At 45.8% G+C, this 24,468-nt stretch carries 24 protein-coding genes and 8 tRNA genes; 8 read left to right on the top strand and 24 right to left on the bottom strand.

The window, feature by feature from the left end; genetic code table 11:
* Window positions 1-224 (top strand): hypothetical protein (locus GC096_RS38515; RefSeq protein ID WP_216626339.1); only part of this gene is annotated, 224 nt, incomplete at its 5' end.
* A 138-nt stretch (window positions 225-362) separates the two neighbouring features.
* On the opposite strand, the gene GC096_RS32790 is transcribed toward GC096_RS38515, so the two are convergent.
* A complete protein-coding gene (locus tag GC096_RS32790; protein ID WP_171636373.1) occupies window positions 363-1,232 on the bottom strand; it encodes a nucleotidyltransferase-like protein in 870 nt (289 codons plus the stop codon).
* 125 nt (window positions 1,233-1,357) lie between these two features.
* Between GC096_RS32790 and GC096_RS32785 the strand changes: the two genes are divergently transcribed.
* Window positions 1,358-1,762, top strand: a complete 405-nt coding sequence (locus GC096_RS32785) for a DUF2614 family zinc ribbon-containing protein (protein ID WP_171636371.1) — start codon at window positions 1,358-1,360, stop codon at window positions 1,760-1,762.
* A gap of 42 nt (window positions 1,763-1,804) precedes the next feature.
* Here GC096_RS32785 and GC096_RS32780 read toward each other — a convergent pair whose 3' ends face one another.
* The 7 genes from GC096_RS32780 to gatC all read right to left on the bottom strand — a co-directional run bounded on the left by GC096_RS32780 (window position 1,805) and on the right by gatC (window position 8,751).
* A complete protein-coding gene (locus tag GC096_RS32780) occupies window positions 1,805-3,505 on the bottom strand; it encodes a glycosyl hydrolase family 18 protein (RefSeq protein WP_246303128.1) in 1,701 nt (566 codons plus the stop codon).
* Window positions 3,506-3,633: 128 nt separating this feature from the next.
* Window positions 3,634-4,068 (bottom strand): peroxide-responsive transcriptional repressor PerR, encoded by a 435-nt coding sequence (gene perR / locus GC096_RS32775; RefSeq protein ID WP_056620600.1) that lies wholly within the window; start codon window positions 4,066-4,068, stop codon window positions 3,634-3,636.
* Window positions 4,069-4,162: 94 nt separating this feature from the next.
* On the bottom strand, window positions 4,163-4,870 hold the full coding sequence (locus GC096_RS32770; protein WP_171636369.1) for an MgtC/SapB family protein: 708 nt from the start codon (window positions 4,868-4,870) through the stop codon (window positions 4,163-4,165).
* A 71-nt stretch (window positions 4,871-4,941) separates the two neighbouring features.
* Window positions 4,942-5,382 (bottom strand): GNAT family N-acetyltransferase, encoded by a 441-nt coding sequence (locus tag GC096_RS32765; RefSeq protein WP_246303126.1) that lies wholly within the window; start codon window positions 5,380-5,382, stop codon window positions 4,942-4,944.
* Between the two features lie 111 nt (window positions 5,383-5,493).
* Window positions 5,494-6,942: an Asp-tRNA(Asn)/Glu-tRNA(Gln) amidotransferase subunit GatB gene (gene gatB / locus GC096_RS32760; protein WP_171636367.1), complete on the bottom strand. Its 1,449-nt coding sequence runs from the start codon at window positions 6,940-6,942 to the stop codon at window positions 5,494-5,496.
* A gap of 36 nt (window positions 6,943-6,978) precedes the next feature.
* Window positions 6,979-8,436, bottom strand: coding sequence for an Asp-tRNA(Asn)/Glu-tRNA(Gln) amidotransferase subunit GatA (gene gatA / locus GC096_RS32755; RefSeq protein WP_171636365.1), 1,458 nt, complete (start codon window positions 8,434-8,436; stop codon window positions 6,979-6,981).
* 27 nt (window positions 8,437-8,463) lie between these two features.
* Window positions 8,464-8,751, bottom strand: a complete 288-nt coding sequence (gene gatC / locus GC096_RS32750) for an Asp-tRNA(Asn)/Glu-tRNA(Gln) amidotransferase subunit GatC (RefSeq protein WP_057314225.1) — start codon at window positions 8,749-8,751, stop codon at window positions 8,464-8,466.
* 253 nt (window positions 8,752-9,004) lie between these two features.
* Here gatC and GC096_RS32745 point away from each other — a divergent pair, with 253 nt between their 5' ends.
* A complete protein-coding gene (locus GC096_RS32745; RefSeq protein ID WP_246303124.1) occupies window positions 9,005-9,733 on the top strand; it encodes a DUF559 domain-containing protein in 729 nt (242 codons plus the stop codon).
* Between the two features lie 612 nt (window positions 9,734-10,345).
* Here the strand turns inward: GC096_RS32745 and GC096_RS32740 are convergent.
* Window positions 10,346-10,726: an ATPase gene (locus tag GC096_RS32740; protein ID WP_171636363.1), complete on the bottom strand. Its 381-nt coding sequence runs from the start codon at window positions 10,724-10,726 to the stop codon at window positions 10,346-10,348.
* 179 nt (window positions 10,727-10,905) lie between these two features.
* Between GC096_RS32740 and GC096_RS32735 the strand changes: the two genes are divergently transcribed.
* Entirely contained in the window at window positions 10,906-11,190 is a 285-nt protein-coding gene (locus GC096_RS32735) for a DUF3817 domain-containing protein (protein ID WP_171636361.1), read from the top strand.
* A 95-nt stretch (window positions 11,191-11,285) separates the two neighbouring features.
* A complete protein-coding gene (locus tag GC096_RS32730) occupies window positions 11,286-12,680 on the top strand; it encodes an MATE family efflux transporter (protein WP_171636360.1) in 1,395 nt (464 codons plus the stop codon).
* 60 nt (window positions 12,681-12,740) lie between these two features.
* On the opposite strand, the gene GC096_RS32725 is transcribed toward GC096_RS32730, so the two are convergent.
* The 3 genes from GC096_RS32725 to tkt are packed head-to-tail and all read right to left on the bottom strand — an operon-like array spanning window position 12,741 to window position 16,004.
* On the bottom strand, window positions 12,741-13,232 hold the full coding sequence (locus GC096_RS32725; RefSeq protein WP_171636358.1) for a NanQ anomerase/TabA/YiaL family protein: 492 nt from the start codon (window positions 13,230-13,232) through the stop codon (window positions 12,741-12,743).
* Between the two features lie 53 nt (window positions 13,233-13,285).
* Complete coding sequence (gene fsa / locus GC096_RS32720; RefSeq protein ID WP_171636356.1) at window positions 13,286-13,942, bottom strand: fructose-6-phosphate aldolase; 657 nt, start codon at window positions 13,940-13,942, stop codon at window positions 13,286-13,288.
* 34 nt (window positions 13,943-13,976) lie between these two features.
* Window positions 13,977-16,004, bottom strand: a complete 2,028-nt coding sequence (tkt, locus tag GC096_RS32715) for a transketolase (protein WP_171636352.1) — start codon at window positions 16,002-16,004, stop codon at window positions 13,977-13,979.
* 114 nt (window positions 16,005-16,118) lie between these two features.
* On the opposite strand from tkt, the gene GC096_RS32710 reads away from it, so the two are divergent.
* Window positions 16,119-17,003, top strand: coding sequence for a LysR family transcriptional regulator (locus GC096_RS32710; protein WP_171636350.1), 885 nt, complete (start codon window positions 16,119-16,121; stop codon window positions 17,001-17,003).
* Between the two features lie 44 nt (window positions 17,004-17,047).
* Here GC096_RS32710 and GC096_RS32705 read toward each other — a convergent pair whose 3' ends face one another.
* Together GC096_RS32705 and GC096_RS32700 are read right to left on the bottom strand one after the other, a co-directional pair.
* Window positions 17,048-18,061: a zinc-binding alcohol dehydrogenase family protein gene (locus GC096_RS32705; protein WP_171636348.1), complete on the bottom strand. Its 1,014-nt coding sequence runs from the start codon at window positions 18,059-18,061 to the stop codon at window positions 17,048-17,050.
* A gap of 39 nt (window positions 18,062-18,100) precedes the next feature.
* On the bottom strand, window positions 18,101-18,931 hold the full coding sequence (locus tag GC096_RS32700; RefSeq protein WP_171636346.1) for an amidohydrolase family protein: 831 nt from the start codon (window positions 18,929-18,931) through the stop codon (window positions 18,101-18,103).
* Between the two features lie 138 nt (window positions 18,932-19,069).
* Between GC096_RS32700 and GC096_RS32695 the strand changes: the two genes are divergently transcribed.
* Entirely contained in the window at window positions 19,070-19,948 is an 879-nt protein-coding gene (locus GC096_RS32695; protein ID WP_171636344.1) for an AraC family transcriptional regulator, read from the top strand.
* On the opposite strand, the gene GC096_RS32690 is transcribed toward GC096_RS32695, so the two are convergent.
* Together GC096_RS32690 and GC096_RS32685 are read right to left on the bottom strand one after the other, a co-directional pair.
* Complete coding sequence (locus tag GC096_RS32690; protein WP_171636375.1) at window positions 19,945-21,243, bottom strand: (Fe-S)-binding protein; 1,299 nt, start codon at window positions 21,241-21,243, stop codon at window positions 19,945-19,947. The two genes, GC096_RS32695 and GC096_RS32690, sit on opposite strands and share 4 nt — an antisense overlap.
* Before the next feature lie 31 nt (window positions 21,244-21,274).
* Window positions 21,275-22,690, bottom strand: a complete 1,416-nt coding sequence (locus tag GC096_RS32685) for an FAD-linked oxidase C-terminal domain-containing protein (RefSeq protein WP_171636342.1) — start codon at window positions 22,688-22,690, stop codon at window positions 21,275-21,277.
* A 160-nt stretch (window positions 22,691-22,850) separates the two neighbouring features.
* Between GC096_RS32685 and GC096_RS32680 the strand changes: the two genes are divergently transcribed.
* Window positions 22,851-23,558, top strand: coding sequence for a FadR/GntR family transcriptional regulator (locus GC096_RS32680; RefSeq protein WP_171636340.1), 708 nt, complete (start codon window positions 22,851-22,853; stop codon window positions 23,556-23,558).
* 79 nt (window positions 23,559-23,637) lie between these two features.
* On the opposite strand, the gene GC096_RS32675 is transcribed toward GC096_RS32680, so the two are convergent.
* The 8 genes from GC096_RS32675 to GC096_RS32640 form a co-directional block, all read right to left on the bottom strand.
* Window positions 23,638-23,716, bottom strand: a tRNA-Leu gene (locus tag GC096_RS32675).
* Between the two features lie 6 nt (window positions 23,717-23,722).
* Window positions 23,723-23,802 (bottom strand) — tRNA-Leu (locus tag GC096_RS32670).
* Window positions 23,803-23,867: 65 nt separating this feature from the next.
* Window positions 23,868-23,940 (bottom strand) — tRNA-His (locus tag GC096_RS32665).
* A 43-nt stretch (window positions 23,941-23,983) separates the two neighbouring features.
* Window positions 23,984-24,059, bottom strand: a tRNA-Thr gene (locus GC096_RS32660).
* A 16-nt stretch (window positions 24,060-24,075) separates the two neighbouring features.
* A tRNA-Phe gene (locus GC096_RS32655) sits at window positions 24,076-24,151 on the bottom strand.
* Window positions 24,152-24,174: 23 nt separating this feature from the next.
* Window positions 24,175-24,251 (bottom strand) — tRNA-Asp (locus tag GC096_RS32650).
* Between the two features lie 16 nt (window positions 24,252-24,267).
* Window positions 24,268-24,343, bottom strand: a tRNA-Val gene (locus GC096_RS32645).
* 12 nt (window positions 24,344-24,355) lie between these two features.
* Window positions 24,356-24,430, bottom strand: a tRNA-Glu gene (locus tag GC096_RS32640).
* Between the last annotated feature and the right edge of the window lie 38 nt (window positions 24,431-24,468).

Raw genomic sequence — 24,468 nt, 5'->3', positions numbered from 1 at the left:
GAAAAAGCTTAATTGCTCATTTGAAGCTAGCGAGATTTTGCAATCTCTTTTTTGAACGATTACTCGTTCGTGCTTACTCACTCGTTGTTCAGTTTTCAAAGATCAATTTCTTTCATTTTCTTCGCCATCCGTTTAGCGGCGACTTTTATAATATATCACATCCGAACCAATCAATGCAAGCTTTTTTTATTTCTCTTTTTTTTCAACTTCGCTTTACATCATAGAACTCGTTGGTTTCAAATGCGTTACCGTTTTTAGCGGCGAGAGTTAATTTATCATAGAATCGCAATCAAAGTCAAGCATTAAAATGAGAATAAAAAAAGAACCAGGAAAACACCTGATTCTTAAAGGATTTACATGCGTTATACACTCGTATACCTTAACTCGATTTCTGAAGTTTGCTCATCAATAATGACAGCAACTTCTTTGATTAAACCTTTTTTGACTAGTTTATTGAGCAAAAGAGGAAGCTCAGACTTGATTTCAACTAACTGCGAATGTTGCTGGAGTTCATCCGAGCTTAGCGGATGCTCACTGTCTCTGAGGATTTGAATAAACGCCTCACAGCAGCGCTCCATTTTGGACATAACCGAAAATTCACAAGCAAGTAGAACAAGTTGGACCCGCTGCTTCAAAGTTTCCTTACTCATTGTCAGCTCTTCATATAGCTTATAGACCCCAGGATTAATCGCTCGAATCTGTCTCCAAACCGTGATTTCAGGGTGATAGCCATCTTCCACAATAACAATCCGTGCCCAGTGGTGTAGCGCTTCGAGAATGTTGTTATAAGCATCTAGAATATGATCGTCTAGAATGTATTCCTTGCTTTGCAAATACTTACGCAGAAAATGCGAAAATTCAATCAGCAACTTATGCTCGCGCAAATCTCCGGGAAACTCAAGTATTCGATGGCGCAGGCCTTCTAAATAAGTATTCTGATCCAGAAGTATCTCCCCTTTTAACAGCCAGTGAAGAATATTGCGATTAACACCATGCCGAATCCATTGCTCGATTGAAGTAGGATCAATCCATCTTTCTTGTATCCTTGAATCGTCTCTTATATAATTAGTCGTATGATTGTTCAGTCTCAGGTCGTTCGTTACTATTAATAGTAGCGTATCAAAACCATCTGTCAGTGAGGGAAGTTGCTTAGGATTGTCTACCGCCATGACACTAATGATTCTAGGGTCATTCCGGAACTTAAGCAATAACTGCTCTTTATTAATTCCCATGGGTGTCCAAAGCTCCTGTCTCCAATTGTTTCTTACTTATTTCTACAAGGGTGAACGGGTTTCCTGCTGATTTCTGTGACAATTCATACAAAACATGTGCTAGAAGGATTGGGGAGGAATACACAGTGCGATTTAGATCAAGTAAAGTAAATGAATTCCGCTTATGGGGACTGGTCATGACCATGGGTGGGATGCTGCTTATGATTATAGGACTTGCTGGTGTCGTTTTCGATTGGGGACAAGTAGGTCGAGTAATTGCTGTCATCTTCATGATTATTGGTATGATTAGTGTATTGGTGAGTATGGGTATTTACTTCTGGGCGGGGATGCTTTCAACATCAGCAACTGTCATCGATTGTCCGGAATGCGGAAGAAGAACGAAAATGCTAGGTAAAACAGATCGTTGCATGTTTTGTAAAACCATTCTAACGATAGATCCACAATATGAGCCAGTTGGTGAAAATGAAACGGCAGCTACACAAACGGTTCACTTTGAGCCAAGTCGCGAGCATGAGCATAAGCCTCACTAATACAAAGAAAGCCGAGCCCATTAACAGGGTTCGGCTTTCTTCTTATTTTAAGTTAGGCAAATTATCCTTCATCACATCCCAAATTGCAGGCTTCTCAAAACCTCTTCTCCAAGTGGCCACACCAGCTAGATTATATTTATCAACCAAAGCCAACCTAGCTTTAATTGAAACTTCATCTTCCAGCCAAATACGAATTAACTTGCTACCATCTTTGTATTCCACATAATTTTGACCTGTATCGGCTAAAAATGTAGGAGTTAGCTTTTTATCTTTAATGATGGTTTGTGCGGCTTCCATGGTTAACGTTTTGGATGTTGTGGTTAATTTGCCGTTCTTCGTTTCTTCCGTCCATTGTCGTGTATAGAAAGGCACGCCGAGGACAAGCTTAGATGGCGGGATTTTATCCGTCGTCAGAAGCGCTGTAACAGACCTCTCTACCCATGGCAAAGAAGATACCGACCCAGACTTCGGACTCGTGGCCCAGTACTCGTCATAGGCCATCAACATCATATAATCGACGACCTCTGCTAAAGCTGGGCGATCATAGAACATAGACCACATTTCATTCGTTGATTTGGGTGTTACATCGATGGATACCGATAAACCTTGCTCATGCATAAAAGGAGTCATTTCTCGGACGAATTGAACCAGGTTCTCTTTATCCTTGAGATAGACATTTTCAAAATCGATATTAATGCCCTGCAGCTTGTAAGTCTGGGCAAAGCCGAGAAGTTGTTTAATCATTTTCATGCGTAGATCATAGCTTGCTAGTACCTTATTCGTGCGATCCGCATCAAAGCCATTACTAAATAGCGCCCATACTTGGTAATTGCGGTCCTGCGCCCATTTGACATAAGAGGCATCTGCTAAGTTGCTAATACGCCCCTCACTATCTGCGACTGAGAACCAAGTCGGACTTATCACTTGTAAACCAGGCATCTCACCGAGCTTGGAAGTGTCTGGGTTTTTCGAAATAACATGTTCCCAGGTCATATTTAACTTACCGGTTATAGGTTTCCAAGGCACATAGGCGGATCCTGACTGTTCTTGCAGCGGTATCGTTTCCTCATGATCCTCCGTAATTTCACTCTTGCGAACGAAGCCAATCGGTCCGCTCTCTAGCTGCACTTTGTACCAATCTTCTTCCATCCCCGTAATCATGACCTGTTCGTTTACAGCAATCGTTGCAATAATCGGCGCCTTGATTGTAGCTTCCGTTCGTAATTGAGTCTCTTTCTTTCCTGTATGTTTCCCCCACCTGATCACATCGCCTTGTTTAAAGAGCAAGATTGCACCTGACTTTGCTGATTCCCTTATTTCAAATGCATACAACTGCTTCAGAGGTTCAACAGGCAAGTAGATGGTATCTTCCTTCTTCTCGACAGGAAAGGATAAGGAGATAGGTTTCTCATTCATGAGTGCTGAAAGCTCAGTCGTCTTCATTCGCATCACTTTATCTTTGGTGGTTATGATGACGGAATCACTGCTTTTTTCATATATAATGGTCGGATCGATCCATTTCTGAACGAAATCCAGCGGAAGCTTCAGACCTTCCTTTTCTCCAATCGCACTTGATTTATAATAATTGCCTTCATAAAAAATCGGCTTTGTCAGCTCGTGGAAATCCGGCTCAACATGTGTTCGATTCGGCGCTAGCTGTTGCATCAGAAATGTTCCCGCTCCTGCCGCGAACATCCCTAAACACAATGCGCTAATCAGAATTACTTTTTTGGATGATTTCAACACTTCACTTCCTTATGGGCAATTGGTTATGAATAAAAGAAAAAAACGTGTCCGCTCTTCACAAAAGAAGGGCTGAACACGTTTCATTATACAACAGGAAACCACATAAAGAGGAATTTTGCGTATAGTTAATGCTTGGTAGTAACCGTACAATCCGGGCACACACCATAAATCTCCAATCGATAACCGCCAACTTGGAAACCTGTATGCAACGCTGCTGTTGTCTCGATGTCTGACAGTGGAGGGTATTCAAAATCAGAAATCTTCCCACATACCTCACAAACCGCATGATAATGATCTGTCATATCCGCATCAAAACGACTCGAGCTGTCCCCATAAGTTAACTCCCGAACAAGTCCCGATTCGATAAATACTTTAAGATTATTGTAAACAGTCGCAACACTCATGTTAGGAAATTTTGATTCTAACGATTTGTATATATCATCCGCTGTCGGATGAGTCATGGAATCCAGCAAAAAGGAAAGAATCGCATACCGCTGGGGCGTCATCCGAACACCTGTTGTTTTCAACTTTGCTAACGCCTGTTCTAAATGTGCTGCCATGGTACTCACCACCTGAATTAGTCATTAAAACCTTACATTATATTGTACGTGTGTTCTTCGGCTTTTGTCAATGATGGTTCAAGGAAACAAACCTTCAATTTTTACTATTTTCGATAGCCACACCAGTGACCCCTTGAATTTGATTGGTTTCTTCGAGTACTAAGCCAATAACGGATGGCTTTGGTATTGTTACATGAAACGTAATTTGAACATGATTATCCTTACTGCCATCTTCTGATTCTTCTAGTTTAATTTGCTTAATATCTATCTTACGTTTACCTAGGATTGTTGTAATTAACCCCAAGGTTCCGGGTTGGTCAATCGCTTGAATTTTTAGAATACGCACCTTTTTTCCATTGAAATACTTATGCTCTACTTTATTAAGAATCCATAAGGAAATTAAAACCATGAAGCATGCTAAGACAGCTGGATAATAAAAGCCCGCTCCAATCGCAAGACCAATCCCCGCAACGACCCATAGCGAGGCTGCTGTTGTAAGCCCTGTAATCGATCTTCCATTAAACATAATCGTACCCGCACCTAGAAAACCAATACCACTGATGACCTGAGCCGCTAAACGGGATGGATCAATACGCACGTTGACCTCATTCACAAACGCGCTAAACCCGTACATTGAAAGCAGCATCACGAGTGCTGAACCAACACATACCAGAATGTGCGTGCGGAGACCTGCTGCATGAGAGCTAACCTCTCGTTCAAATCCAATCAAGCCACCAAGAAAAAGCGCTAATACTAGTCTTATTGTGATATGCAGCTGATCAATGACCCAAGGATTCCCCATGTAAACGCTCCCTTTATATATCAAATCAAAGACTTTATCAAGAAGCAGTTGATTCGATACCAGATTTGATGTTAGTGTCCTGTAGCAGGACGCTCGAAAGTTGTTAGACTAACTCCAGGAGGAACAGTAAAGACACGTTTTAGAATAAAACCATATCTCTCATAGAGACGTATTGCCGGTAAATTCGCAGTCCCTGTGGATACGATAAATCGAGCAGCCCCTGCAAGCTCTTGTTCCTTCATTATATGCTGTAACAGAGAGCTAGCAATCCCCCTACGGAAAAAATTAGGATGAACCATCATACGGCAAATCGTCACAATACAACCCTCACGCTCAAATGAAATGGCGCCTGCGAGTGACCGTCCCTCATGATCATCGACAAAGAAACCATAAAAGGTTTCTTTCGCTTCGCGTATAGACTGAATGCCATCCTTCAAAGGAGGGATATCATCAAAACCGATCAGTTCAGCCTCTACGCGGTAGGAAGCGATTTGAAGCGCAAGCAAGGTCAAGATTTCTTCATTCGATTGTAGAATTAGTTGCTGGATGGTCAGTGGAATCACTCCTACATTGAAAATTGAAAAAAGTGGTGCCCTACTAAGAGGATCACCACTTCTACCTTATCATTTGCTGTTCAGGCACTCCACAATTAATTTATTGACGAGTCCTGGATTCGCTTTACCTTTGGTTTCTTTCATGACTTGTCCAACAAGGAAGCCTACGGCTTTTTCCTTGCCAGCTTTGAAATCTGCTACGGATTGCGGGCTGTTCTCAACTACTTGCTCGACAATTGCTTTGATAGCACCTTCGTCACTGATTTGAACAAGACCTTGCTCTTCAACGATCTTCTGCGGTTCTTTACCGGTTTCGATCATTTCTTTGAACACCGTTTTGGCAATCTTATTGGAAATCGTGCCTTTCTCGATTAAACCAATCATTTCGCCTAGCCCTTTGCCTGTTACTTTGGCATCGGTAAATTCAAGGGAATTGGCATTCAGATAACCAAGCAAGTCACCCATGATCCAGTTCGAGACCGCTTTGGCATCTTGCGTATATTTCAAGCTTTCTTCAAAGAAGTCAGCCATTTGCATCGAAGCCGTGATAACAGCTGCATCATAGCTAGGCAAGCCATATTCATTGCTGTATCGAGCTTTACGAGCATCTGGCAATTCTGGAATCGAAGCTAGTACACGTTCTTTCCAAGCATCATCAATGTAGAGACTAACCAGATCCGGATCTGGGAAATAACGATAATCGTGCGCATCTTCTTTGCCGCGCATTGCGAGAGTTCTACCTTGCGTTTCATCCCAACGACGAGTTTCTTGAATGACTTCTTCCCCGCTTCTGAGAATCTCCGCTTGGCGGTATTCTTCATACTCAAGTCCTCGCTGCACCCCACGGAAGGAGTTCATGTTCTTAAGCTCGGCACGTGTGCCGAATTTCTCTTGTCCGAACGGTCGGATGGAAATGTTCGCGTCACAACGAAGCGAACCTTCTTCCATTTTCACATCAGAAACATCGCAATAGATCATGATCGCTCTGATCTTCTCTAAGTAGGCACGAGCTTCCTCAGGGGAGCGCAAATCCGGTTCGGATACGATTTCGATCAAAGGCGTTCCTGCACGATTAAGGTCAACGAGGGAAGCATAGCCGCCATCAATATGCGTCAGCTTACCAGCATCCTCTTCCAGATGGACACGCGTGACTCCAATCCGTTTGGTAACTCCGCCTACTTCGATATCAACCCAGCCATGCTCACCGATCGGTTTATCATATTGTGAAGTTTGATAAGCATCAGGTGAATCTGGGTAAAAATAGTTCTTACGATCAAATTTACTGTCCGTCGCAATTGTGCAATTGAGGGCCATTGCCGCTTTCATCGCATACTCGACCGCTTGTCGGTTAAGAACTGGCAGGACGCCTGGATGACCTAAGCATACCGGACATGTATTCGTATTCGGAGGTGCTCCGAATGAGGTTGCACAACTGCAAAATATTTTGGAAGCGGTATGAAGCTCTACGTGAACTTCAAGACCGACTACAGTTTCAAATTGGGTATCTGTTGCCGACAAAGTGAATGCCTCCTTCGTTACTCTTGAACTATTAACTTACAATTGCGGGCGCTGCTTGTGGTGGTCTGTGTGCTGTTCGAAAGCGTGGGCTACACGCAAAACGGTAGCTTCATCCAATGCTTTGCCGATAATTTGCAAGCCAACCGGAAGTTCATTCACGAATCCACATGGTACGCTAATTGCAGGAATACCTGCCAAACTCACCGGGATCGTCATAATATCATTCAAATACATCGTGAGTGGATCGCTGCTTTGTTCACCGATTTTGAAAGCGGTGGTTGGAGCCGTTGGCCCAATAATGATGTCATAGTTATTGAACACTTGATCAAAATCTTGCTTGATCAATGTACGAACTTGCTGAGCTTTCAGGTAATACGCATCATAGTAGCCTGAGCTTAGTGCGTAAGTACCTAGCATGATGCGGCGTTTCACTTCGGGACCGAAGCCTTCGCTGCGGGATAGATTATATAGATCCAACAAATTGCGTGCATTATCGGAACGAACACCATACCGGATGCCGTCAAAACGTGCCAAGTTGGAAGAAGCCTCGGAGGAAGCCAGCAAGTAATAAGTTGCTACCGCGTACTCGGAATGAGGAAGCGTTACTTCTTCCCATACAGCGCCAAGACCTTCAAGTACTTTGAGCGCTTCAAGAATTTTCTCTTTTACCGCTGGGTCGATCCCTTTACCCATGTATTCTTTGGGTACGCCTATGCGCAGTCCTTTGACGTCACCCGTCAATGCGCTGAGATAGTTCGGAATCTCCACATTCGCAGAAGTGGAGTCTTTCGGGTCGTAACCTGCGATAGCTTGCATAGCGTACGCAGCATCTTCTACGTTCTTCGTAAGCGGCCCGATTTGGTCTAGGGAGGATGCGAAAGCGACCAAACCATAGCGGGACACGAGTCCGTACGTCGGCTTCAGACCGACGATACCGCAATAAGCAGCCGGTTGGCGAATCGAGCCACCGGTGTCGGAGCCCAGCGCGAAGTACACTTCGCCTGCAGCAACTGCTGCTGCCGAGCCACCGCTGGAGCCGCCTGGCACATAATCCGTGTTCCACGGATTGTGGGTTGGGTGGAAGGCGGAGTTCTCGTTGGAACCGCCCATCGCAAACTCATCCATGTTGAGCTTGCCGATGGTAACCGTTTGTGCTTCCTTGAGCTTACTCACGACTGTCGCATCATAAATCGGAATATGATTGGATAAGAATTTGCTTGCGCAGGTCGTCTTCAAACCTTCGGTGACCATATTATCCTTGATTCCGATCGGCAAACCGAATAAATCACTGCGTGCAGCATTGCTTAATAGCTGCTCGTCCAACTTAGCAGCCGTCTGACGTGCATTCTCTTCATCTAAAGTAAGGAAAGCGCGAACCTTGCTCTCCACTTGCGCAATTCTTGTATAGGATTGATCCACGAGATCCGAAACTTTGAGTTCTTTGCTTTGCAGCTTCGCGTGGATTTGTTGTAGGTTTAGTTCAAACAAAGACAACGACAGGCACTCCCTTTCATCTCTAACTTATTCTAAAACAGCAGGAACCTTGAACTGCCCATCCTCATGATCTGGGGCGTTCAGCATCACTTTTTCAATTGGTAAAGACGGCTTGGCAACATCCTCACGCATCACATTTACTAATGGCATGGCATGGCTAGTTGGTACAACACCATCGGTGTTTAATTGATTAAGTTGCTCGGCATATTTTAAAATAGCATTTAGCTGATCTGTAAATAGATCTTTTTCGGTATCATTCAGGTCGAGTCTAGCCAACTTGGCGACATGATCGACATCTTTCTTCGTTATGCTCACGTATTCTGCACCCCTTGTATCAGCATTTAGTCATTCTTTTCATTATATCCCAGATATTTTGCGAACTCAATCCAGAATAAGGATGTGCCTTGTTAAGATCTATTGAATCTATTAAAAGTATTGAATCACTATGCTAACTCGTGTTAGTATTTCCTTAAAATGGTAGTGAAGCACACGCCGCTTATTCTGTTCAGCATTTGCTGTTCAGGCTGAGCGGCATTTTCATTTTTAGAGAAGAAGGGTGTAGGCGAGGATGATTAAAAAGTTGGATATGTTAGGGAAGTTAGATGGGTCTGGGAAAGGCGAGGAATTCGAGAAAGCTTATGCGGAGTTCCTGCATATGCATTATGGTAAAAGAAAAGGCGAGCGATTACGTAGATTAAAAGAAGGTCACGGCCACGCAGAACATCTATTCCTACTGCAGGTATGGTGGAAAGCATTGGGAGATTTTAAACATTTACATCCCGAGTATGAAGTTAAAGATTTCCGTGATGGAACTCGGTTTATTGATTTCGCTTACTTACGTCACTCCCTGAAGCTAGCCATCGAAATTGATGGATACAACACACATGCCAATACGATTAGTCGCTCACAGTTTTCTGATCAGTTAGTACGCCAGAATCATTTGGTTATTGACGGTTGGAAAATCTTACGCTTTTCCTATGATGATGTGAAGAACCGGCCACGGATGTGTGAGCAGATTCTGTTGCAGTTTTTAGGGAAATATTTCGGAGAACAGCAGGAACAATTGGTTGAGTTAAGTTATGTAGAAAAAGAAATTTGTCGATTTACTTTCATTGCGGGCAAATCGATCTCTCCACGTGATGTAAGTAACGTATTTCGATTCGAGGCAAAAAAATCAAGACGGATTTTACAAGAGATGCTAGCGAAGCAACTTCTTATCTCTGTTGGAGCTGGACAACAGCGCATTAAGCGCTACGGGTTGCATCCGACTGTTGCTAATCGGATGGTGAATGGGTGAGCGGGCGGTTGTAAGGACCTTTTGGGGACTTACGGGATAGCGGGGGCACAGATCGGGGGTTGAAACGACTATTTTAGGCGTTACGGGGGTGGACGCGCGGCGGAGAGCGTGAGCGGGCGGTTGTAAGGCCCTTTTGGGGCCTTACAGCGAAGGCTGATGCGCGGATCCTGTGTTGTAACGCCCATTTTAGGCGTTACCGGGGCGGACGTGCGACGGCGAGCGCTATCGGGAGACTGTAAGGCCCTTTTGGGGCCTTACAGCGAAGGCTGCTGCACGGATCCTGTGTTGTAACGCCCATTTTAGGCGTTACGGGGGTGGACGCGCGGCGGAGAGCGTGAACGGGCGGTTGTAAGGCCCTTTTGGGGCCTTACGGGAAAGCGTCCGCACGGATCCGGGGCTGTAACGCCCATTTTGGGCGTTACGGGGGCGGACGCGCGGCGGAGAGCGTGAGCGGGCGGTTGTAAGGCCCTTTTGGGGCCTTACGGGAAAGCGTCCGCACGGATTTGATGCTGTAACGCCTATTTTAGGCGTTGCACACTGAATCCGCCGCGGGATGCCATTTTACAAAGGCAAAAAAAAGCGACGGTGCATGTCCACCGGCGCTTTCTATGGTTAAATCCAAGCTTTCAGCCCGATTTGTTTGATGAATTCCTCACGGGACTGTACTTCCTTGTCCCTTTCCTTCTCCGGCTCAGTGGCAGACTCGCCATTCATAATTTTCCGGAACAAGGCTTCGTTGTTCGTTGCGAGAGCATAATCTATTAAAGCTTCTCTCTCAACTTGCTCCGCCTCTTGCTGCAGAAGCACTTCTTCCAGCTCAATATCGGTTGCAGTCACATAGTAATGTTTGTTCTCTTTAGGGACACGTACGACATAATCAAAAATGTTATCGTTATTTCGGTCATACGCAATTAAATAGCCATATCCGCCAATAGGCAGATTCTGTTCTAAACGATCAGCAATGAAGATAATTTTCTCGCCAAGACGAAGCATCTGCTTTCCCCCTACCTATATATAACTCTCAAATGAGTCTATGAATGCATGGAATACGTTCTATTGCCTATCGTACTAAAAAAACTAGATTGTGTCCAATTGACATCACTTGTTCATACTCCATTCATATTCCTAGCTTAGGATAAATTTACTTTCATCCATAAAAGGAGTTGCTTACGATGTCACAACGTTCTTTACAAGCCTTGCGCTATGTCGGCTGGGCAGAGGGTTCCTCTTTTCTCATTCTACTTGGTATCGCCATGCCACTTAAATACGCGTTCGATCTGCCGCAAGCTGTTTTTGTCGTAGGGCTTGCTCATGGATTTCTATTTGCGCTCTATTTGCTATCGATTGCCTGGGTTATCCTTCAACATCGTTGGTCCTTTGGACGCGTACTCGCAGCTTTCATTGCGGCATTTATTCCATTCGGTCCGTTCTTATTCGATCGTTGGATCCGACGTTAAACGCATCACTTCGTAAAATTTCAGAAAGAAGCATGAAACTGATATAGTAGTGAGAAAACTATTCTATCGAACAAGTGAAATTTACGGAGGAAATCATGCCAGAGCCATCATCATCTCCAAAAGCTCGCCCCTCGCTAACGGAGGGCCCGATCACAAAGACATTGATCTTATTTTCACTACCCATATTATTAGGGAACGTTCTACAATCCTTGAATGGGTCGATCAATACGATTTGGATCGGAAAATATCTAGGTGAAGTCGCCCTTGCAGCAACATCGAATGCGAATATTATTATGTTCTTCTTAATTAGCTCCATCTTCGGGATTGCCATGGCTGCCGTCATTCTTATTGGTCAAAATCTCGGTGCTAAGAAAGTTCAAGAGGCCAAACAAGTAGTCGGAACGAGCACAGTTTTCTTCCTTGTATTATCCATAATCGTCGCCTTACTGGGATGGATTTTCTCCTCCACGATCCTAGACTGGATGAATACTCCGCCTGATGTCAAGGAGTTTGCCGTGACGTATACGCGAATTATGTTCGCAGGTGTTCCGTTCATGTTCGGCTATAATTTAATCATGGCCATTTTGCGTGGCTCGGGGGATGCGAAAACCCCGTTTTACTTCTTGCTTTTATCAGCAATCCTCGATGTCGCACTCAATCCTTTGCTGATTCAAGGGATGGGGCCATTCCCGAAAATGGGGATTGCCGGCTCAGCCGTAGCGACTTTTATCGCGCAACTAGTGAGCTTCGTGCTTCTCATTGCTTACTTGTATAAGAAGAAGTACTTCCTTCGTATCACGAAAGAGGATATTCCTTTGCTGCGAATCAATTGGACCATTATTCGAACACTGATACAAAAAGGGCTGCCTATGGGCTTAAATATGGTCGTGGTTTCCCTAAGTAATCTGATGCTGGTTCATCTCGTGAATGCCTATGGCTCCGAATCCACCGCAGCTTTCGGTGTCGCGATGCAAATATCAAGTTACGTCCAAATGCCCGCTATGGCTATTGGTGGTGCAGTAACTTCGATGGCTGCGCAAAACATTGGCGCAGGGAAATGGGATCGTGTCAACCGGATCACCTGGACAGGTGTAGGGGTTAATATCTTAATGACTGGATTGATTGTAGCCGTTTTGCATCTGTTCAATCGGGAAGTTGTCTCGTTCTTCTTGCCTCCTGAAGGAAAAGCGATAGATATTGGCGTTCATATTAACAATATTACGCTTTGGTCTTTCATTATTTTCGGCATCTTCAATGTCGTTGCTGGTGTCGTTCGATCTGCGGGATCTGTGGTGTTCCCTCTTATCGTTGCATTCGTTGCACTGTTGCTCGTTCGCATCCCGCTTGCCACTGTGCTGTCGCACAAGTACGGCTTCGATGTGATTTGGTGGAGCTTCCCTGTCAGCTTCAGTGTTGCTGCCACTTTGAACCTGCTGTATTACCGCTTCGGGAAATGGAAGCAAGCCAGAATGATGGCTAGTAAAACCTAAACAAAGCTTAAACAAAAAGTCTGCCTAGCCAAGTAAATTGGCTTGAGCAGACTTTTTTCACTAAAGATGAAGCAAATCTTTATGGATTTTGATCACAATTTTCTTATTCGTTGTTGACTCCGTAATGAGGCAATTAGGCCGATGAATATCGGATGGGAAGCATACGGCAAACATGCCAGGTTTGAGCATAATATCCGTTTCAGGCAGCGCATGTTGGGATTCGTAGAAGGCGATATCATGTGTCTCAAACTTGTTATCCACGATGATTGCCTCGTCAGTCAACTTGTAGAAGCACAAACGCTCCTCCCCGCTCACCAAAAACTGAATATCCGTATACACAACGTGCGACTCCGGCATTTGTTCTTCCCTAGGACGCGTCACAGATTCTTGCACATTGGCATACATCAAGTGGCCATTATCGCCCTCCAGATCATACCGCCCTATCTCTAGCTCTCCCAAATTCCGATTCAAAATGTAGTCGATACCTCGTGCTACAGCTGCTGGCCATAAATGCCGTTCTTGCTCGAAATGCTTCACATCGCTGATAATCATCGCTATTTTCTCCTTTTAAAAAGACCCGCCCCATTGGGCGAGTCATCTCTTGTTTAGAACTTTTCTTGATTAGCGCCTTCCCAATCAGCAAGGAACTTCTCAATGCCCGCATCTGTCAGCGGGTGTTTACTCATTGATTCTATCACTTTATAAGGGACTGTCGCAATATGTGATCCTGCTAGCGCTGCTTCAATGACATGTGCAGAGTGACGGACACTCGCAGAAATAATTTCGGATTTGATGCCGTGTACTTGGAAAATCTGGCTGATTTCTTTGATTAAATTCATACCAACTTGGTTGATATCATCCAAACGACCGATAAACGGGGAAACATAGGTTGCACCAGCGCGAGCAGCAAGCAATGCCTGTGTGGAGCTGAAGATCAGCGTCACGTTTGTAGGAATGCCAAGCGATCTAAACACGCTAGTTGCTTTCAATCCATCCAACGTCATAGGCAGCTTAATAACGATATTCGGGCTTAGTGCCGCAAGCTTCTTACCTTGTTCGACCATTTCGTCTGCTTTCAAAGAAACAACTTCAGCACTGATTGGCACATCGCCCACGATGGAGATGATTTCTTTCACAGTTTCGAAAAAGTCTCTACCTTCCTTAGCGATCAATGAAGGGTTAGTGGTTACACCTGCAACTACTCCTAATGCGTGCGCTTTACGAATTTCTTCTACATTGGCTGTGTCGATAAACAATTTCATCCTGTATCCCTACCTTTTCTCCCGCTATGGGTGCTTATTGGAAATACTTCTGTCTGATTTGCCCAACGATTGCTTCTGCGGTAAAGCCATATTCACGAATGACACGATCTGCTTTCGCTGATGCTCCGAATTTGCGGATGCCGACAACGAAGCCTTCTTGTCCCGTAATTTCTTCCCATCCAGCCGGATAAGCCATTTCCATCACAACATTTTTACACACTTGAGGCAAAATAATCGCATTCCGTACCTCTTCTGGCTGCTGCTCGAACAATTCACGGCTTGGCATGGAAATAACACGAGCACCTATTCCATCTTGCGCCAACTGCTTCTTCACGTCAAGTGCTAAGCTCACTTCTGAACCTGTCGCTATGAGTTGCAAATCAGGAGTTTCGCCAGTAGCAACATCAGACAGGACATAAGCTCCTTGGTGGATATGATCAAAAGCAAGTGTGTCCGTGCCTGGAAGTACTGGCAAGTTTTGACGCGATAGCGCGAATACGAACGGGCCTTCTTTCGCTTGAAGAACATACTCCCAAGCAGCCGCTGTCTCGTTCGCGTCCGCAGGACGGAACAATGTCAGATCCGGAATCATCCGCAAGGAAGGGATCTGTTCAATCGGTTGATGCGTCGGGCCATCTTCGCCGACAGCGATGCTGTCATGCGTGAAGACATACGCAACAGGGATCTTCATCAACGCGGATAGGCGAATCGCACCGCGCAAGTAATCGCTGAACACGAGGAACGTGCCGCCGAAAGCGCGCAGTCCGCCGTGAAGCAGCATGCCGTTCAGCGCTGCACCCATGGCGAATTCCCGGACGCCGAACCAGAAGTTGCGTCCGCTGTAATCTGCTGAGCTGAATGCCGCAGCATCGCCGATCATGGTGAAGTTGGAGCTCGCTAGGTCGGCAGAGCCGCCTACTAGATGAGGTACCCGCTTCGCCAAGCCGTTAATCACTTTGCCAGATGCGGTGCGCGTCGAGATCGCGCCGCTTTCTGGGGTGTAGCGCGGCACATCGGCGTTCCAATCCGCCGGAAGGTCGCCGCTGTTCGCGAGCTCGAATTGCTTCGCGAGCTCAGGGTAGGCCGCCTGGTAGCTGTTCCACAGCTGCTCCCAGGCTGCTTGTGACTGAGCACCCACCTCTTTGTGGTGGGCGAAGTGGGTGTACACCTCAGCCGGGACATAGAAGTCCGGCTCGAGGGGCCAGCCCAGAGCTTGCTTCGTCAGAAGCAGCTCGTCTTTGCCCAGCGGCGAACCGTGCGTGCCGCCGTGGCCGCCCTTGCCGGCTTTGTTCGGCGAGCCGAAGCCGATGGTTGTTTTGATCTCAATTAGCGTCGGGCGATTGAGATCGGCCTTGCCCTCTGCGATCGCCGCAGAGATGGCGTCGACGTTGTTTTGCTCTTCCACACGGAGGTATTGCCAGCCGTAGGATTCGAACCGCATTTTGACGTTCTCGGAGAACGACATGTTCAAGTCCCCATCAAGGGAAATATCATTGGAATCGTACAGGACGACGAGTTTACCTAATTTGAGATGTCCAGCGAGGGAAGCGGCTTCGGATGAAACACCTTCCATCAAATCTCCATCGCCACAAATAGCATAAGTAAAGTGATCAACGACTGGAAAATTCGGCTTGTTGTACACGGACGCTTGATGTGCTTCAGCCATCGCCATACCCACAGCCATGGCAACACCTTGACCAAGTGGACCTGTCGTAGCTTCTACACCAGCTGTGTGACCATACTCCGGATGCCCAGGTGTGCGGCTTCCCCATTGACGGAATTCCTTGATATCGTCCAAAGATACATCATAGCCACTTAGGTGAAGCAAGCTGTAAAGCAACATGGATCCGTGTCCCGCAGACAAGACGAAACGATCACGATCCGCCCATTTCGGACTAACTGGATTGTGTTTCAAATGACGTGCCCACAGCGCATACGCCATTGGTGCCGCGCCCATCGGCATGCCTGGGTGACCCATTACAGCTTTCTCAACAGCATCAATAGTAAGCGTTCTAATCGCATTAATACTTAATTCTTCAATGCCAACCGTTGTTCCATTCAATGTGATACGCCTCCATCTATGTGGTTGTTTTTATTACCTTATCTCTTTATTATAAGAGGAGATGATGCATTCAAATAATTGATAGTTTCGATACTCGCTATAGAAGGTGTCTATATGGTTAATTTCGAGTTGTATAAAGTATTTTATTTAACAGCGAAATCCGGAAGCCTGTCCAAAGCAGCGAAAGAGCTGTATATCACGCAGCCCAGTGTCTCTCACTCCATTAAATTATTGGAGGAAAGCCTAGGGCTTCCTTTGTTTGCCCGTACGTCAAAAGGCGTTGATCTAACCAAAGAAGGTGCCATCCTTTACTCCTATATTGAGCAAGCTTACAACTTCATTTCTTTAGCCGAGGACAAGCTCAATGAACTGCGAAATTTCTCTAGTGGAGAAATTAAAATCGGTGGCAGTGATTCCTTGTGCAAGCACTATTTGCTACCCTTTCTGGAATCGTTTCACGTTCAATATCCACATATCCAGATTAATCTAGTCCACGGGACGACACCGGAGATTGTAAAAAATTTAAAAGAAGGCAAAATTGACATCGGTATTGTAAGAACACCTATTCATGACGATCAGCTTCAGGTCCGTGAGGGTATCACCATTCAGGACTGTTTCGTCACTGGCCCCAAGTACCGAGAACTGTCTGAGGGCACGATTACGTTAGCGGAGTTACTTGCCTATCCAATTATTTTATTTTCTAGTAACAGCTCTTCAAGAAAATTTGTCACGCGTTTGTTCAGTGATAACGGTTTGCTTTTGGAACCGGAGATTGAGCTGGGCAGTGTGGATTTACTCATTGAATTTGCGAAGATCGGCTTCGGCGTTTCCTTCGTTACGAAGGAGTTTGTCGCCAGGGAATTAGCAGAGGGCAGCTTATTTGAGGTCAATCTCGAGGCGACGATACCCTCTACCAAGATAGGGATTATCACGTTGAAGAACATGCCGCTCTCAACTGCAGCAGCTGCATTTGTAGCTGAGTTGGAGAATCCGGGGTAATAGCCGAAAAAACACACTCAGCTTCCACCGAGTGTGTTCCCTTTTTACAAACAAACCATCGCCTTAATTACCTTCGACTCCGGCTTCAGCCATGTTTCGAATTGCTCCACCATCTCCTCGAAGGAGGCACGGTGCGTGATATAGCGCTCAATGTCGATGCTTCCCGTCTTTAATGCACTTCGCACCGTATCAAAATCCTCCATGGTCGCATTACGGCTCCCCATTAACGTCAACTCCCTCTTGTGGAAATCAGGGTCATGAAAGGCAATATCCGCCTTCACTAGTCCGACGTAAACAAGTTTGCCGCCATGAGCGACAAGACCGAAAGCATCTGTCATCGATCTCGCATTCCCTGTTGCGTCGAAGACGACGGTAGGAAATTCGCCATGCGTAAGCTCCGCTAGTTTTTCCTTTGGTAGTTGGAGCGCATTCACGGTATGATCGACGCCTGCCCAGTCCCGGCAAAAAGCTAATCGCTCCTCGTTAATATCCATCGTTATGACGTTAGCACCACGTTGCTTTGCCAAAATCATCACCCCAAGCCCAATCGGGCCAGCTCCAATCACTAAAGCCGTTTCCCCTGAACGCAGCTCGGATCTTCGCACCGCATGTGCACCAATACTAAGTGGTTCCAGCATCGCAGCCTGATCCAGCGTTAGTCCATCTGCTTTAATTAGATGACTCACTGGAAGAGCTAAACGCTCTACCATGCCTCCATCCCTATGTACGCCAAGCACTTTCATGTCTGTGCAGCAATTTGTTTTGCCATTGCGGCAAGCAATACATTGCCCACAATGCATGTAGGGAACGACGCTTACAAGATCCCCAACTGCCACATCCGTTACTCCCTCACCAAGCTCCTCTATATACCCTGCCAGCTCATGCCCAAGAATACGCGGATAGCTAAAGAAAGGCTGATTCCCTTTAAACGCATGCAAATCCGTCCCACATATGCCGATTCGCTGAATGCGAACGAGTGCTTCTCCCACACCCACAGTTGGTTCCTCTATCTCGACATACTTCAAATGCTCGATTTGTTCACAGACAATCGCTTTCATGTTTACTCTCCTCCATCTAATCCATGAACGATTATGAATTCATAATTTATAGAACTCCATAGCATTTAGACCGAATAAACGATCTTTATCCTCTTCCGACCAACTATCTGGCAAGGATTGATTCACGACATCGACAACGTCCTCATAGTCAGCCGCGAGCAAACAGACTGGCCAATCACTTCCGAACATCACACGCTCTGTTCCGAAAACCTCCAAAATATGCTGAACATACGCCGTAAAATCCTCCGGCTTCCAATCCGAATGGCTGGCTTCGGTCACCATACCTGAAACCTTACAATATAGACTGGGGTGCTTCGCAATAGTCGCCATTTGGCTTTTCCAAGGTTCAAGCACACCTTCGGCAATCGACGGCTTCGCAATATGATCAATGACCCCTCGCAAACCTGGTACCAGTTCCAGTAGCTCGATAACGGTTTCTAATTGATGAGCGAGGACAAGCAGGTCAATCGGCACAGCTTCCTTAGCGAAGTAACGCAAAGCTTCAACAAAATGAGGTTGGAGGATAACTCGTGCATCAGGCATCTCCTGAATCATCACCCGAAAGCCAACATATTTTGGATGCTGACTGCATTTTTTATAATGAATAAGATATTCAGGATCGTCCAAATCAAGCCATCCAACAACGCCGGCAATTGAATCAGTGCTTTCACTTAAAGCTAGTAAATAATCGGTTTCTTCTAACGTTTGCGCAGCTTGAACCACAATGCTCTTATCTAAGTTGAATTGCCCAAGATGTGGTACCAAATCATTTGGCAAATAATCACGATTCAAAACAGGGAGCGCTGGTGTAAGCCATCCATAATCCCCTCGGTCGATCTTCCAATAATGCTGATGTGCATCAATACGCATGACGATTCTCCTTATCCTTCACCCTAATATGATATCGCTTTCTTTCATTTTACCATTAAATTTCCGATATGAAATATCGATATCTAGCATAACTATACGGTTTTTTGATATTATTGTACTATCTTGCAGAGGAAAGGCGTGGTTATTGTGGATCCTATTCGTAAAATTTTCGATAATCATGATGCCTTCCCCATGTCTTTTGCCTATAAAAACACAAAAAGCTCGCTAAGCGAGCTTCCTGATCATTTCCATGACTGGTATGAAATTGTTTATGTGTATAGGGGGCGTGGTACTTTTTTTATCGACCATACCTTCTATGAAATGAAACAAGGCGATCTCTTTCTTATTCCAGGGAATACGATTCATCGGGCGACACCAGATAAAGAGGCACCCGTGACATCCACTGCGATTTACTTCTCTCCAAGTATCGTACAGTTGCCCTCGCTAGGAGAGGACTTCTCCTGTTTACAATGCTTTGAGCAAGCTTCGACACTTCGTAATTATAAGTTTGAAATGCGGTTACCACAGAGTCAGCACCTAGAATTACTTTTAGATACGATTGAGAACGAATTTAAGCATCCAACCATTGGTCAACGCCAATCCATCCTTCTTCATTTACTTCAATTGCTGCTAACTATCTATCGTGATATGACCACTGACACCAAGTCACCTAAATTAGACACCCTTGTCGGCCCTATTTGGATGCGAGAAATCATCCTCTATATTGATCAGCATTTCTGTGAAGATATTGGACTCCAAACACTTTCGAAACAAGCTTCTGTCACGCCGGCTCATTTAAGCAGAGTATTTAAACAGTTCATTGGCATGAACATCAGCACTTATCTCATAACCAAGCGCATCATCCGCGCTAAACAGTTGCTTCAAGAAAGCGATGCTAATATCGGTACAATCGCGGATCTATGCGGGTTTGAGAGTTTACCTCATTTTCATGCGATGTTCAAAAGAGTGCTTGGCATTACGCCCGCGGCGGCACGGAAGTCCTTCCGTTCATTCTAAGATTGCTTCACTAACCGATCGTAGAGGAAGTCCGCAATATGAACGGCTTCCATATGCCCGTTTTGCCCATGTTTATCAATACCTAACTTCATTTGCAGTAAGCAGCCTGGATTGCTTGTAACCACGTAGGATGCTATTGTTGCATTCACATTTTCCATCTTATGCTCTAAGATTTGATTGGCCATATCTGGCTGAGTCATATTATAAATACCGGCGGAACCACAGCATGAACCTGAATCCTTCATTTCGATATAGGCGGTGTTACTAACCCTTTGCAGCAATTGCTTGGTTGGTTGACTGCCCTTCATCACGTTGCGAAGATGGCAGGATTCCTGATACGTAACACGTGTTGGAGCATGCTGAGATAGCGTATCTGCAAAACGAAGAGGTCGACCTTTCTCCACCAGAATGGAGCTGATATCCTTCACACGTTTGGCGAACCAAGTGGAGGCTTCCTTCCACTCTTCCTCATCATGAAGGAGATGATCGTACTCCACAAGAATCGCTCCACAACCTCCTGCATTGGAAACGATGTAATCGACTCCTGCTTCTTGGAAGGCGCGGATATTACTTTTGGCTAATTGCTTCGCTTGATCCGTTTCACCACTATGTGCATGAAGTGCCCCGCAACAGTTCTGCGATTCAGGAATGACGACATCGAAGCCAGCCTCTGTCAAAAGTTTCACCGTACTAATATTCGTTTCCGTGAATAATACGTCCATCAAACACCCACGGAACATCCCCACAGTACCCAGTTTTTTGCCTTTTGCCGGTATAAACGTACCAAGCCGTTCAACAATTCCTTTGCCTGAAGCGTCAGGAAGTATTTTCTCCATCGTAGCCATATGCTTGGAGAATAGACCGACTACACCGGTTTTTCTAACTAGCTTTTGGATACCTGACATTTTATAAAAATGAAGCCCTGTCCCGAGTAGCTGCATCCTCTGTTGGGATGGAAATAGCTCTTTGAAGACGAGCTTACGCACACCCTTTACCCACCATCTATGTTGGGTTGTATGCACTTCTATGGCATCGCGCGCCTGTTCAATTAATTGGCCATATTTCACATCTGCTGGGCAGGCGGGCTCACACGCGCGGCAACCCAAGCAATGGTTCATCTGATCTTCAAAGCGTATCCCTGGCTCCATGAGGCCATCTACAGCTGCTTTCATCAGAGAGATGCGGCCTCGTGGAGATTCCGCCTCGATGCCTGTTTCTTTAAAAGTCGGACAAGCTGGCAGGCAGAATCCACAACGCATGCAATTCGTTAATTGGTCGTAGTCCAGTTTCTGCATTAACGTTTCCTGAAGTGTTGCTCCTTGGCCCTTAGACACGATCAATCACCACCCTGCGTCTAGATTCTTTGGCGAACATTTTGCCTGGATTCAAAATATGGTTCGGATCGAACGCATCCTTAATCCCCTTCATCATTGCGATCCCGCTGCTTCCCACTTTCCATTCCAGGAATGGCGCTTTCACTAAGCCAACACCATGTTCACCAGTAATAGTTCCACCTAAACGAATCGCGGCTTCAAAAATCTCTTCAAACGCTGCTTCCACACGATGTACTTCATCATGATCTCTTGCGTCGGTTGTTGCGGTAGGGTGAAGATTGCCATCTCCCGCATGTCCAAAGGTACAAATTTGAACATCATGTTTGGTTGCAATTCGATTAATTTCTAGTACCATTTCCGCGATTTTGGAACGAGGCACCGTTGCATCCTCTAAGATCGTCGTCGGGCGTAAGCGAGCAAGCGCGGTAAAGGCGCTACGTCTTGCTGTTAATAGCTTCAGCGCTTCCTCTTGTGTGCTCGCAATGGTGACTTCATCCGCCAGTTCCTCCCTGCAAATCTCAGAGATTAGGGCAATATCACGCTCAACCATCTCTGGCTCGCCATCCTGTTCAATTAACAAAATAGCAGCCATATCCAGCGGCAATCCCAGCTTAGCAAAATCATCCACAACACGAATTGTTGGGTTATCCATGAATTCCAGGGTTGCTGGAATGATGCGGTTTTCGATGATTTTGGAAACAGTGCGCGCCGCGCCGTATAAGTCCTTGTACATCGCAAGCATTGTTTTCTTCGCCTTTGGAGGCGGAATGAGTTTCAGTGTAGCTTCTGTAATAACTGCAAGTGTACCCTCCGAGCCGACTAGCAGCTTCGTCAAATCATATCCAGCTACATCCTTCATCAGCTTGCCACCGGTACGCATGATTTCACCTGAAGCAAGGACACACTCGAGGCCGATCACGTAGTCTTTAGTTGTGCCATATTTTAAACCACGAAGTCCGCCTGAGCACTCTGCGATATTGCCGCCAATAGTGGAAATCGCCATCGAACTTGGATCTGGTGGATAAAATAAACCCAATCCCTCAATATGTTCAATGAATTGCTTCGTAATGATCCCTGGTTGCACAGTGGCTGTCAGATTCTGCAGATCGATATCTAGGATTGCATTCATGCGATGCATAACCATAACGATCCCACCTTGTACAGGTACTGTACCTCCGCACAAATTCGTACCTGAGCCCCTGCTGATCAAGGGAATGCGATGCTCATTCAACACCTTCATAATGCCTGAAACCTGCGCAGTATCTTTGGGATAGATCACACCGTCAGGTAAGGACTGAAGCATAGGTGTCCCGTCGTAGGAATGGGTAACTAGTGATTCCATATCATCTTTATAAAAGGCTTCGCCTACAATGGCCTGTAATTGTTGTTTAACTTGATTATCGAGCATGAAGAATCCTCCCTTTGAGCGTTTACTTAGTATGCTACATTCCTTCATAATTCTTGATGCCTTTTACAAGTGATCATGTGATCAGATGACTTTCCTTCTATTTTAGCTTATGATGTAATAGATGTATAGAACTTTATCTAAGATTTTCAGGGGGATACCGATGGTTTTTCAGCAAATCCGGCCACAAAAGGGCTCGGAAATCGTGCTTCAACATATTAAAGCTCAAATCGAGGGAGGAACTTATGCTCCTGGATCTAAGCTTCCTACAGTCGTAGACCTTGCTGCAAGCTTTCAAGTCGGCCGATCTACAATCAGAGAAGCACTCAGCGGGCTTAAAGCTATGGGCTGGGTCGATATTCGACATGGCGGAGGTACTTATGTCGTTACGTCTTTACCGACTGAGTCGACTAGTCTCTTTGACCACAGTGAAACACTTCAAGAAGTACAAGAGGTGCGCAGATTCATTGAGGCGGGCTGTGCAACCTTAGCGGCTAGCCGCCGCACTGAGCAGCATTTGTCAGTTCTTAAAGAAATCCTTCGTGATATGGAATCCTCACTTGGAAATGAGGAAGAAAGCGAACATGCGGACATTCGCTTTCATTTGGAGATCGCTAAGGCATCACAGAATACCCTATTCATAGGGATGATGGAGTCCTTGACCGAGCGGTTACAACAGAGCATGAAGGCTTCGCGGCGTCTGTGGTTTTTTGCAGAGCGTGCTTCGGCCGAACAGCTGCTACAGGAACATCACGATATTGTTGATGCAATTGCCGCTCAAGACGAGCAGCTTGCTGCAGAGAGAATGTCTCAGCATATTGCAAAAGTTGATCAGGTCATTCAACAACTAGCACAGAAAAACAAAGAATAACATATGAACAACAAAGAATAACATATGAACAACAAAAAAAGCCTTACAGTGTAAGGCTTTTCCTTTGTGTTGCTTTTGATACCGGCAAGAGGACTCGAACCTCCACCCTTTCGGACTCGATTTTGAGTCGAGCGCGTCTGCCATTCCGCCATGCCGGCATATAATGCGCGTAGAGGGACTTGAACCCCCACGGTCACCCGCTAGATCCTAAGTCTAGTGCGTCTGCCAATTCCGCCATACGCGCATGTTGTCAATCAGGCAAGTGATGAAGTTGCTAGCCTTACGGCTGACTTCACTGAGAAATTAATGGGCGGACGACGGGACTTGAACCCGCGAATGCCGGATCCACAAACCGGTGCGTTAACCCCTTCGCCACGACCGCCACATTAGAAAAATTTCTTTTCCCCAAATGTTCTTAGGAAAAATGGTGCCGTCGAGAGGACTTGAACCCCCAACCTACTGATTACAAGTCAGTTGCTCTACCAGTTGAGCTACAACGGCTTATTCAATTTAAAAATGGTGGCTTTGGACGGAATCGAACCGCCGACACGAGGATTTTCAGTCCTCTGCTCTACCGACTGAGCTACAAAGCCTTACTATAAGTATTAAAGGAAAATGGCGGAGCTGACGGGATTCGAACCCGCGGTCTCCTGCGTGACAGGCAGGCATGTTAGGCCACTACACCACAGCTCCATGCAAAATACTTATATGGTGAACGCTGACGGGATCGAACCGCCGACCCCTACCCTGTCAAGGTAGTGCTCTCCCAGCTGAGCTAAGCGTTCATGATTGAAAAATGGTGACCCGTAGGGGACTCGAACCCCTGTTACCTCCGTGAAAGGGAGGTGTCTTAACCACTTGACCAACGGGCCTTACTCGATGCCAGAGGTCTGGCAAAAAAAATACCCCA

This window comes from Paenibacillus plantarum, assembly GCF_013141695.1.
GTDB classification, from domain to species: domain Bacteria; phylum Bacillota; class Bacilli; order Paenibacillales; family NBRC-103111; genus Paenibacillus_E; species Paenibacillus_E plantarum.
This window is presented reverse-complemented; position numbering and strand designations above follow the sequence as displayed.

What these genes read in the sequence shown, in the direction of transcription:
- GC096_RS32790 (WP_171636373.1), bottom strand. Translation starts at nt 1,232, where the DNA reads ATGGGAATTAATAAAGAGCAGTTATTGCTTAAGTTCCGGAATGACCCT.
- perR (WP_056620600.1), bottom strand. Translation starts at nt 4,068, where the DNA reads ATGGCAGCACATTTAGAACAGGCGTTAGCAAAGTTGAAAACAACAGGT.
- GC096_RS32770 (WP_171636369.1), bottom strand. Translation starts at nt 4,870, where the DNA reads ATGGGGAATCCTTGGGTCATTGATCAGCTGCATATCACAATAAGACTA.
- GC096_RS32745 (WP_246303124.1), top strand. Translation starts at nt 9,005, where the DNA reads ATGATTAAAAAGTTGGATATGTTAGGGAAGTTAGATGGGTCTGGGAAA.
- GC096_RS32740 (WP_171636363.1), bottom strand. Translation starts at nt 10,726, where the DNA reads ATGCTTCGTCTTGGCGAGAAAATTATCTTCATTGCTGATCGTTTAGAA.
- GC096_RS32735 (WP_171636361.1), top strand. Translation starts at nt 10,906, where the DNA reads ATGTCACAACGTTCTTTACAAGCCTTGCGCTATGTCGGCTGGGCAGAG.
- GC096_RS32730 (WP_171636360.1), top strand. Translation starts at nt 11,286, where the DNA reads ATGCCAGAGCCATCATCATCTCCAAAAGCTCGCCCCTCGCTAACGGAG.
- GC096_RS32725 (WP_171636358.1), bottom strand. Translation starts at nt 13,232, where the DNA reads ATGATTATCAGCGATGTGAAGCATTTCGAGCAAGAACGGCATTTATGG.
- fsa (WP_171636356.1), bottom strand. Translation starts at nt 13,942, where the DNA reads ATGAAATTGTTTATCGACACAGCCAATGTAGAAGAAATTCGTAAAGCG.
- GC096_RS32710 (WP_171636350.1), top strand. Translation starts at nt 16,119, where the DNA reads ATGGTTAATTTCGAGTTGTATAAAGTATTTTATTTAACAGCGAAATCC.
- GC096_RS32705 (WP_171636348.1), bottom strand. Translation starts at nt 18,061, where the DNA reads ATGAAAGCGATTGTCTGTGAACAAATCGAGCATTTGAAGTATGTCGAG.
- GC096_RS32700 (WP_171636346.1), bottom strand. Translation starts at nt 18,931, where the DNA reads ATGCGTATTGATGCACATCAGCATTATTGGAAGATCGACCGAGGGGAT.
- GC096_RS32690 (WP_171636375.1), bottom strand. Translation starts at nt 21,243, where the DNA reads ATGCAGAAACTGGACTACGACCAATTAACGAATTGCATGCGTTGTGGA.
- GC096_RS32685 (WP_171636342.1), bottom strand. Translation starts at nt 22,690, where the DNA reads ATGCTCGATAATCAAGTTAAACAACAATTACAGGCCATTGTAGGCGAA.
- GC096_RS32680 (WP_171636340.1), top strand. Translation starts at nt 22,851, where the DNA reads ATGGTTTTTCAGCAAATCCGGCCACAAAAGGGCTCGGAAATCGTGCTT.